Here is a 10,007-nt window from a genome sequence, read left to right as displayed (position 1 = left end):
GGACAGGCCACCGGCCGTTCTTCACGCCTCCGCCTTCTCCGCCTCTACCTTGTCCTTCGCCGCGTTGTCGATCGCGGCGAGCGACCTGCGGACCTGGTTACGGTCCGTCGTGTACCAGAAGTCGGGCAGTGACGCCTTGAGATAGCTGCCGTACCGCGCGGTCGCCAGCCGCTGGTCCAGGACGGCGACCACGCCACGGTCCCCCTGCGCCCGTACGAGACGGCCGGCGCCCTGGGCCATCAGCAGGGCCGCGTGGGTGGCCGCGACGGCCATGAAGCCGTTGCCGCCCGCCTCCTCGACGGCCTTCTGGCGGGCGCTCATCAACGGGTCGTCAGGGCGGGGGAACGGGATCTTGTCCATGACGACCAGCTGGCAGCTGGGGCCGGGCACGTCGACGCCCTGCCAGAGCGAGAGCGTGCCGAAGAGGCAGGTCTTCGGGTCGGCCGCGAAACCCTTGATCAGCTCGCCGAGCGTCTCCTCCCCCTGGAGCAGGATCGGGTACTCGGGGATACGGACGCGCAACTCCTCCGCCGCCAGTTGGGCGGCCCGCATCGACGAGAACAGGCCGAGCGTCCGGCCGCCGGCCGCCTGGATCAGCTCCGTGAGCTCGTCCAACATGTCCGCCCGGTCGCCGTCCCGCGCGGGACGCGACAGATGCTTGGCGACGTAGAGGATGCCCTGCCTCGGATAGTCGAACGGCGATCCGACGTCCACTCCCTTCCACTGCGGAAGGTCGTCTGCCAGAGTGCCCTCCGGCGCCAGCCCCAGTGACGCGCCTACGCCGTTGAAGTCGCCGCCCAGTTTGAGCGTGGCCGAGGTGAGGGTGACGGAACGGTCCGCGAAGAGCTTCTCCCGGAGGAGCCCCGACACGGACATGGGGGCAACGCGCAGGGACGCGCCGAAGCGGTCATGGCGTTCGTACCAGACGACGTCCCACTCGGAACCGTTGCTGATCCGCTCCGCCACGTCGTGCACACTCTCCACGGCCGCCAGCGCCTGCTTGCGGACTGCGTCCTCGTCCTGGACGGACTTGTCGCGGGTGCTGCCGATCGCCGAGATCACCGTACGGGCGGCGTCGCGCAGCGCCATGAGGACGTACGCCAGTTCCTCGGGGATCTCCTCCAGGCGGCCAGGCAGTGCCAGCTCCATGACCCGCTCGAACCCCTCGGCGGCGGTCTGGAGCTGGTCGGCGGCCTTCTCGTTCACGAGCTTCGCCGCCCGCTTCACGGCGCGGTTGACCTGGCCCGGGGTGAGCTCGCCGGTCGCCACGCCGGTCACCCGTGAGACGAGTTCGTGCGCCTCGTCCACGATCAGCACCTCGTGCTGCGGGAGCACCGGCGCGCCCTCGATGGCGTCGATCGCGAGCAGCGCGTGATTGGTGACGACGACCTCGGAGAGTTTGGCCCGCTCCCGGGCCATCTCGGCGAAGCACTCGGCGCCGTACGCACACTTGGAGGCGCCCAGGCACTCCCTGGACGACACGGAGATCTGCGCCCAGGCCCGGTCGGACACACCCGGGGTGAGGTCGTCCCGGTCGCCGGTTTCGGTCTCCTGCGACCAGTCCCGCAGCCGCAGTAGGTCCTGGCCCAGCTTGCTGGAGGGCGCGGCCGCCTCGAACTGGTCGAAGAGGCCCTCCTCCTCGTCCTGCGGCACGCCTTCGTTCAGGCGGTGCAGGCACAAATAGTTCGACCGGCCCTTGAGCATCGCGAACTCGGGGCGGCGGCGCAGCAGCGGATGCAGCGCGTCGACCGTTCTCGGCAGGTCCCGCTCCACGAGCTGCCGCTGCAGCGCCAGGGTCGCCGTCGCCACGACGACGCGCTCCCCCTGGGCGAGCGCGGGCACCAGGTAACCGAGCGACTTTCCGGTGCCGGTGCCCGCCTGGACCAGCAGATGGGAGCCGTCGTCGATCGCCTCCGCGACGGCTTCGGCCATGGTCACCTGGCCGGGGCGCTCCATGCCGCCGACAGCGGTGACGGCAGCGTGCAGGAGTTCGTGGAGTGAGGGCTTCGTCATAGCCCGACCACCCTACGGGTCACCACTGACAAACGGGTGGGCAAGGCGGAGGCATGGGGCGTGAGGGGCGGGATCAAGACCGGATTCTCTTCGAGGGGACGGGCCGATTCTCATGGGCCGGAAATCGAGTCGGCTCGATCGGGAACCGGATCGGCGCGGGCGGTGTACCAGGAATGACGGCGTCACAGCAGATCCACATCGGATCTACATCAGATCGCGCAGGAGCCGGTCTCTGACCATGAGGGCGGCCCGCTTGTCGGGCAGGTCGACCTCGGCGGAGAACCGGAAGCCTGCGCTCAGGAAAGCGGAGACGGAGGGAAAGTTGCGAAGGTCGGGTTCCGCGACGACGCGGGCACAGGAAAGTCTTCTGTCGAGGACGAGATCGGCGACGGCACGGAGCAGGGTGGATCCGAGACCCCGTCCCCGGTCGGCCACGGGTCCGATGAGGAGATGGATTCCGGTGTCGTGCGGGCGGGCGGGGTAGTGGCGGGCGATGGGGTCGAGATCTGCCCGATAGATCTCCCAGTAGCTCATGGGGGTGCCGTCCAGCAGCCCGAGGCAGGGCACGCTGCGGCCGTCTCCGCCGAGCTGGGTCCGGAGGTGGTGCGCGGTCAAGTCCTCGGATCCGGCGAGCTTCCAGTAGGAGGCCACGGCCGAGTCGTTCATCCAGCGGGAGATCAGTGGGAGCTCCCGTTCGAGGCGAACGGGGACGAGGTGCAGGATGCCTGCCGGAGTGACGACCGGTCCCCAGTCGGCGAGGTGGTCGAGCAGCTCTCCATTGGCCGGAGGCGCCTCCTGTCCCGCCTCGGTCCTGCCGCCGCACGAGTCACCGTCCTCGGACAGCAGCGCGAGGAAGTCGTCGGTCAGGCGCAGTTCGAGCGTGTCCTCGTTGCTCGGGGCCGAGGCGGTGCCGGTGTCGGTGCTCGCGTCGGTGGGAGGCACAGCGACGCTCCTCTCAGGAGATCGGGTGGGTCATGTTCCTCGGGGCTGAAGGGAGTCGGAGTACGGAGACAGGTGGGCTGAACAGGGCGAAGAGGTCGCTCAGCGATGGAGGGGGTTGGCGATGGTGACGTAGACGGACTGGGTGTCGACCGGGCCGACGAGTTCGTCGAGGCCGTGGAGGCGGGTCAGGAGGTTGGCCTTGCAGCGCAGGACGGGTGAGTCGAGCAGCCGGGCCGGCAGGGTCGTGTTCATCCGGGCAGGGCCGGTGGCCATATCCGTGAGGAAGCGGCGGAAGGCGGCGAGCAGGAGTCGCTCGTCGGCGAGGCGCTGGGAGCCGAAGGCGCCGATGAGGCCGAGCACGTTGTTGATGCCGAGGTAGTAGGCGAACCGCTCGTCGGTGACCTCGTCGGAGACGAACGTGTCGCTGCGCTCGCCGATGCCGGGCAGCCGGGCTTCGAGGTCCGCGCGGCGGGACTCGCGGAAGTAGTAGCCCTGGTTGTCGCGGTACCGGCCACCCATGGGCCAGCCGTCGGGGTCCAGCAGTACGAGCGTGTTCTGCTGGTGTGCTTCGAGAGCGATCCCCGCCTCGCTGTCCAGCCACAGCACGGGCCGCACGACCTGCTCCAGATAGCGCAGGAACCACTCGGCAGCGACGGCGCCTCGGGGACGGCCGGTGTGCCCGGCGAGGCGGGTGACGACATCGGCGAGCCGCGACCGCATGGTGAGGCGCTCGTCGGGAGGGGTGTCGCGGCCCTGCCGGAGGGGGCCGCCGGGCCGCTCCGGCTCCTGGTCGTCGGGGCAGTCCTGCGGCTCACCGGGGTGGTCCGCGAAGTGGTCCGCTCGTCGCCCACTACGGGCGTACGGCCTCGGTGACACAAGTCCCGCGATGCAGGACGCGTCGTCCGCCGGGCCGAACGGATTGTGCCGGATCACCACGTCCATGCCGGGCAGGGGGTCGCCGTCCCGTGCGGTGACCGCCAGCCAGGCCGGGTCGCGGACGAGGTCGAACCCGGGGTGGATCGCCTGCCATTGCTCGGCCAGGCCGGTCCGCAGCAGGCGGTGGACCTCCACACCGCGGTGGAGTTCCTTGCGGAGATTCTCACGACGGGAGTTGGTGATGCACAGGCCCAGCGAGAGCTTCAGCATCGCGGGGGCGCCGGTGCGGTGAACGGTGCGGACGGAGGAGGTGGGGTGCCATGGGTCGCCATGCGGACCCAGGTCTCGGAGCAGGCCGGCGTCGAGCAGAGCGGCGACCGCCGGGCGGTGGCGGACCTCGCGGAGCTGCCAGGGGTGCAGAGGCAGGGCGGCGTACCCGTCGGGCAGCGGCAGTCCGGGGCCGACCAGCCGTGCGGTCAGCTGTTCGGCGGGGATGACACGGCCTCGCTCGGTCCATGCCGAGTCGGTCGACAGGACGGAGGGGGCGATCGCCATCCAGTGCAAGGGAAAGGAGCCACGCAACTCCGGCGAGTAGAGCCGCGCTTCGGCCTCGGAGAGCCCCTCCCGACTCTTCGGGGTGGGGTGCAGGGGGTGGCCGAGGACGAGAGCCTGCTCGGCGGCGAGGAAACGGTCCGGATGGTCGGCGGGCTCGGCTCGGCGCTCGGCGATGAACACGGCGACCCGGCGGGCGGAGTCGGCGACCCTGCCGACCAGTTCGAGCTGGTCAAGCCGGTCGCGTTGGTCGAGGCAGCCGGGTTGGTCGAGTCGGTCGAGCTGACCTGGTTGGCCAGGCTCGTCGACTGTGCCGAACCGGCGGAACCGGCCAGGGCGGTCGCGTTGAGCTCGTTGGCCAGGCTGATCGAGCGGGCCGAGTCGGCGGAACCGGCCCGGGCGGTCGAGCGGGTCGAGTTGATCCGGCCGGCCTGTGGTGGGGGACGCGGGGGTGCTCGCTGCCGTGGGTGGGGGCTCGTGGACGCCTGTCTCGTGCGGGCCTCGCGCGGCCGCCTCCCTGACCAGCAGGGCCGCCACGGTGACCGCGTCGACAGGGGGTGCGGTCTCGGGGGTGTCGGCGAAGTGCGGCAGGCCGAAGCGGTGCCAGCCGGTGGGGGACCAGTAGCGCACCGGGGCGAGGAGTGTCGTGCCGGTCGTTGGGAGGGGGATGTGGAGGGTGCCGTCGTGGGGGGAGGTGAGGTTGTGTTCGCGTACCCAGCAGCGCAACACATTCTCGACCGCCGCCGCCTGGGCCGCGGTGTGCGGGTCGGGGTGGTGCAGGGCGTCGGTGGCGGGGCCGGGCCGGGGCTCGGTGGTTCGGGTTCCGTCGGTTTGGCGAGGGACCGACTGGACGTGCTCATGACGTGCGTCGGTCGGATTGTGAGCGAGCTCGGCCTGGCGAGGGACCGGCTTGGCGGGCCGCGGAACCTGCGCGGACTGACCGGCCCCCCACTCGGCCTGACCGGGGCCCCGCTCGGCCTGGGACCCCGGCTCGGCCTGGCAGGTCGATGGCTCGGCTCTCGACGGGCTTGGGGCCTGGGGGGCGCGGGCTTGCGGGTCGTGGTCGTGGGTGCGGGCCTCTGGTGCGGGCGGCGGCTTCAAGGCGGTTCCTGGGGTTGCTCGTGCGGGAGGGCAGTCGCGGGTTTGTGCGGTCGAGCGGGGTCAGGGCTTGTGTGGGAGGGATGCGAGGCGATGGCGCGGTGGCGGCTTGCGCGAAAGGGGTGCGGGGCGGTGGCGGGGTGGGTCGGTGCCTGGGGTGCGAGGCTGGTTCGGGGGCGAGGTGGTGGCTGGCCCAGGCGGCTGCTCGGGTCGGCTCGGCGCTCATCCCCCGGGCATGTGTCCAGGCCCTCCGGCTCGCTCCGGCGCCGGGCTCACCGAGCCTCGCGATACGGCGGCGGCCGCTACCGAGGCGATCGCGTCCGTCAGACGGTCGAGTACGGCGTTCGCCTGTTCGTCGGTGATCGTGAGGGGTGGGAGGAGGCGTACGACGCCGGCGTGGCGGCCGCCGAGTTCGACAATCAGGCCGCGGCGGAGGCACTCGCGTTGGACCGCGGTGGCGAGGGAGGGAGCGGGTGGCCGCGGGCCGGTGTCGCCGGAGGGAGGGGATGCCTCAGGGGTGACCATTTCGATGCCGATCATCAGCCCCCGTCCCCGTACGTCGCCGACGCAGGCGAACTGCTCGGTGAGGCTGCGGAGTTGGGCGAGCATGCGGGTGCCCAGGGTTTCGGCGCGTTCGGCGAGGCCGTTCTCGCGGACGTGGGCGAGGGTGGCGGTGCCGGCGGCCATGGCGAGCTGGTTGCCGCGGAAGGTGCCCGCGTGGGCCCCGGGCTGCCAGACGTCGAGGTCGTCGCGGTAGACCACGACGGCCAGCGGGAGACTGCCGCCGATGGCTTTGGACAGGACCATCACATCGGGAACGACGCCGCTGTGCTCGACGGCCCAGAAGCGGCCGGTGCGGCCCACGCCCGTCTGGACCTCGTCGGCGATCAGCGGGATCGAGCGCGCGGTGGTGATCTCGCGCATGCGGCGCAGCCAGCCGTCCGGGGCGGGAATGACGCCGCCCTCGCCCTGGACGGGTTCGAGGATCATGCCGGCGGGCAGCGGTACGCCGGACTTGACATCGTCGAGGACGGACTCGGTCCAGCGGGCGGCGAGTTCGGCGCCACGCTCACCGCCGATACCGAACGGGCAGCGGTAGTCGTGCGGGTACGGCAGACGTGCCACCCGTACGTCGCCGGCGCCTCCGGATGCTTCCAGCGCCCCGGCGGTCATGCCGTGGTAGGCACCGGTGAAGGCGAGCATTCCGGTGCGTCCGGTCGCCGCCCGGACCAGTTTGAAGGCGGCCTCGACCGCGTCCGTACCGGCGGGTCCGCAGAACTGGACGCGCGCGCGGTCCGCGAGCCCTGGCGGAAGGGTACGGAACAGTTCGGTGGTGAAGGCGTCCTTGACGGGGGTGGCCAGGTCGAGGACATGCAGAGGGGCACCCGAGTCGAGCACCTTACGAATCGCTTCGAGGACGACCGGGTGGTTGTGGCCGAGGGCAAGGGTGCCCGCGCCGGACAGACAGTCGAGGTAGCGGCGGCCGTCGGCGCCCTCGATGGTCAGCCCGCGTGCGCGTACGGGCACGATGGGCAGGGCGCGCGCGTAGGTGCGCGCCGCCGACTCGCGGGCGGCCTGCCGCCGCAGGATCCCTTCGTGCGCCGAGCGCGCCCCGTCGTGCTCCCGCCGTGTGCACGCCCGTTCGTCCTCGTGTCCCGAACGCGCTCGCTCGGGCTCACGCCCCACCGGGGCCACAGTAGACTCGGTCACCGCCACGACTGCACTTCCTCCCGCTGTTCAGAGGCGAGTTGGCAGGGGTCACCGAGCACCGGCGGGTCCCCCGCACGTACCAACGACGCGGCTCTCACCGGGAAGCGGGTGAGGCGAAGATCCTTGCCGTGACGGAACCGTTGCCGTTCCATCGGATGTCCCCCACAACGACCGCATAGTGTGTGGTGCCGTTCCGAAGGACGCGGCTCGGCGGATCCGCACCAATCCGCGCGTACGACGACTGCGTACGAAGAAACAGATGTACAGAGCCGCGCGAACGTGGTGTCGGCTACGTACAAGGAGGCGGTGGGCGCGCGGAGGAGCCGTGCGTGATCCGTTTCGGCAGCACAGAGTTCTCTTACGCCCCAGGGGGAGTTCAGACCATGCGACTCATACGACCGCTCTTCGCTGCTCGTCGTGGGAGGAGCACGCGCCGCAGAACCTCCCCCGTTGTGGCCGCGGTCGGCCTTGCCACGGTTCTGTCGTTGACCGCCACCGCGTGCGGCTCGGGTGACACCACGGCGAACGCCGATGCGTCGGCGTCCGCGCAGGACAGCGGCAGCGCGGGCGACGGCAAGATCCAGATCCCGGACGACATCAAGGACAAGCTCAAGGAACACGGCATCGACCTCGACAAGTGGCGGGGCGGGGCCTGGAAGAACTGGGACAAGGACGACTGGCTGCGCGAGGCCGAGGACTACGTCAACCCGATCATCGAGGACCTGTGGGACCCGGACCGGATGCGGGACGCCGAGGAGCCGGAGAAGGAGGTCGACGAGAGCGACCTCGTCGGTGACCAGGGCGTGACCGACCCGACGCCGCAGTCCGTCGACGCCGAGGCGGTGTCGGCGAAGTACCACGCGAACGCGCCCGAGGCGGGCAAGGTGTTCTTCGACGCGCCCGAGGGCACGATGGTCTGCTCGGCGACCGTGGTCCAGGACCCGGCCAACCCGGGCAAGTCCAACCTCGTATGGACGGCCGGCCACTGTGTGCACGCCGGCAAGTCGGGCGGCTGGTACCGCAACATCGCTTTCGTGCCCTCGTACAACGACAGTGGTATGTCGGCGTCGGAGCTGCAGACGGCCACGAAGGAGGAGGTCGCTCCGTACGGCGTCTGGTGGGGTGACTGGGCGCAGACCTCGGACCAGTGGATCGAGCAGGGCGGCCAGACGGGCGGTGACGGAGCGCCGTACGACTTCGCAGTGATCCATGTGACGCCGGAGGAGGGCAGCGGGGGCAAGTCGCTGGAGGAGATGGTGGGTTCGGCGCTGCCGGTGGACTTCGACGCGCCCGCCGTGCCGCAGGTGGAGAGCATCACCGCGACCGGCTACCCGGCGGGGGCTCCGTACGACGGCGAGACGATGTACCAGTGCACGGACAAGCCGGGGCGGCTCTCTCTCGTCGAGTCCGACCCGACGATGTACCGCATCGGCTGCACCATGACCGGCGGTTCGTCCGGTGGTGGCTGGGTGGCGACCGGTTCGGACGGTCAGCCCGCGCTGGTGTCCAATACCTCCATCGGCCCCGTGAGCGCCGGCTGGCTGGCCGGGCCGCGACTGGGCAAGGAGGCCGAGGGCGTGTACCAGGCGGTGAGCGACAAGTTCGCGCAGTGACGCCGGGCAGGCGGTGACGACAGTGGGCGGCGCGTGCAAATGTTTGCCACCGCGACCTCGGACGAGTGGATCGCGGGCGGCTCCGAGGAGGGCGGCGCCGGCGCTCCGTACGACTACGCGGTGCTGCATGTGAAGCCCGAGTCGGGCGGCAAGTCCCTGGAGGAGATGGTCGGGTCGGCCCTGGACGTGGACTTCTCCGCGCCGTCCGCGGCCGAGGCCGACGCGATGGGCGCATGGGGCCATGCGGCCGCACCGCCGTACAACGGGCTGACCATGTTCCGGTGCATCGACGAGCCGGGGCGGCTCTCCCTCGATCCGTCCCTGCCGACGATGTACCGCATCGGCTGCACCATGACCGGCGGTTCGTCCGGGGGCGGTTGGTTCCGCATGGTCGGCACGGAGTCCCGGCTCGTTTCGAACACGTCGATCGGCCCGGTCGACAACACCTGGCTCGCAGGACCGCAGTTGGGCGACGGGGCCAAGACGTTGTACGACGAGATGAGTATTTCGTACGGCGGTCGGTGAGCGCGGCCGAAGGTGGTGACTGTCACGCTGCCTCCGTCCGGCGGCCCAACTCGCGCAGTCGGCCGGCGTGGCGGGCGAGTCGGTCGAGTGCCTGGGGCAGGTGTTCCTCGCGCCGGAGCGGAGCATCGCGGTGTGGGGGAGGATCACGGAGAAGTCGTACAGGCTGGCGCAGTGCGGGAATCGGGCTCGGCGGGGGGCGACGGCCTCCAAGTCCTCCTGGGACAGGCGGTGCCGGGGCTTGCTGTGCGGCAGGTAGGCGGGCGAGGTGTCGAGGGGCCGGTAAGAGGCCTCGACGGGGACGCGGAGTTCGGCGGTGAGTGCGGCGCGGACGTCGTCACGGGGATGCCGGACGCGAAGGTGTGGGAGGCCCGGCGCAAGGAGTCCGTGCGCTTCTACACCGTGCGCGCGGGCGTCTCGTACAGCCTCGGCTGCCACGACGAGTGGAACATCTTCGTCCGGCTGAACAAGGCGCGTGCCGGGCACCCGCCTACGGCCCCGGTGAGCTGATCGCCGCCTACTACGGCGGACGCGCACGATGGCCGAGAGCGGGCTGGAGACCTCCCCCGGTTACGAGGTCAAGGAGAAGACCGCGTAGCGCGGGGGACGGACGGGGGCGTGTGGGGGCACCAAGCGGCCGGTGCCCCCGGACGTCCCGAAGGCCCGCCCCCTCGTCAGAGG

General features: G+C 71.0%; 6 protein-coding genes and 1 pseudogene. 3 read left to right on the top strand and 4 right to left on the bottom strand.

Annotated elements, in window-relative coordinates; genetic code table 11:
* Positions 1 to 21 precede the first annotated feature (21 nt).
* The 4 genes from ACFU53_RS43375 to ACFU53_RS43360 all read right to left on the bottom strand — a co-directional run bounded on the left by ACFU53_RS43375 (position 22) and on the right by ACFU53_RS43360 (position 7,197).
* Positions 22 to 2,013 carry an ATP-dependent DNA helicase gene (locus ACFU53_RS43375; protein ID WP_384005301.1) on the bottom strand — a complete coding sequence of 664 codons (1,992 nt, stop codon included), beginning with the start codon at positions 2,011 to 2,013 and terminating at the stop codon, positions 22 to 24.
* Positions 2,014 to 2,217: 204 nt separating this feature from the next.
* Positions 2,218 to 2,955, bottom strand: coding sequence for a GNAT family N-acetyltransferase (locus tag ACFU53_RS43370; RefSeq protein ID WP_384005300.1), 738 nt, complete (start codon positions 2,953 to 2,955; stop codon positions 2,218 to 2,220).
* 99 nt (positions 2,956 to 3,054) lie between these two features.
* Complete coding sequence (locus ACFU53_RS43365) at positions 3,055 to 5,484, bottom strand: IucA/IucC family protein (protein WP_384005299.1); 2,430 nt, start codon at positions 5,482 to 5,484, stop codon at positions 3,055 to 3,057.
* A gap of 219 nt (positions 5,485 to 5,703) precedes the next feature.
* On the bottom strand, positions 5,704 to 7,197 hold the full coding sequence (locus tag ACFU53_RS43360; RefSeq protein WP_384005298.1) for a diaminobutyrate--2-oxoglutarate transaminase family protein: 1,494 nt from the start codon (positions 7,195 to 7,197) through the stop codon (positions 5,704 to 5,706).
* Between the two features lie 377 nt (positions 7,198 to 7,574).
* Between ACFU53_RS43360 and ACFU53_RS43355 the strand changes: the two genes are divergently transcribed.
* From ACFU53_RS43355 to ACFU53_RS43345, 3 genes and pseudogenes are all read left to right on the top strand, one after another.
* Positions 7,575 to 8,804 carry a trypsin-like serine peptidase gene (locus ACFU53_RS43355; RefSeq protein WP_384005297.1) on the top strand — a complete coding sequence of 410 codons (1,230 nt, stop codon included), beginning with the start codon at positions 7,575 to 7,577 and terminating at the stop codon, positions 8,802 to 8,804.
* 51 nt (positions 8,805 to 8,855) lie between these two features.
* Positions 8,856 to 9,329, top strand: a pseudogene (locus ACFU53_RS43350) (hypothetical protein); the annotation flags it as partial.
* A 171-nt stretch (positions 9,330 to 9,500) separates the two neighbouring features.
* Positions 9,501 to 9,836, top strand: coding sequence for a hypothetical protein (locus ACFU53_RS43345; protein ID WP_384005296.1), 336 nt, complete (start codon positions 9,501 to 9,503; stop codon positions 9,834 to 9,836).
* Positions 9,837 to 10,007 lie beyond the last annotated feature (171 nt).

The organism is Streptomyces sp. NPDC057474, assembly GCF_042802555.1.
Taxonomy (GTDB): Bacteria; Actinomycetota; Actinomycetes; order Streptomycetales; family Streptomycetaceae; genus Streptomyces.
Note: the sequence above shows the minus strand (reverse complement) of the source record. Positions and strands in the feature narration are given on the sequence as shown.

Bases quoted from the DNA above. Each gene is read 5' to 3' on its own strand.
- ACFU53_RS43375 (WP_384005301.1), bottom strand. From the start codon at position 2,013: ATGACGAAGCCCTCACTCCACGAACTCCTGCACGCTGCCGTCACCGCT.
- ACFU53_RS43355 (WP_384005297.1), top strand. From the start codon at position 7,575: ATGCGACTCATACGACCGCTCTTCGCTGCTCGTCGTGGGAGGAGCACG.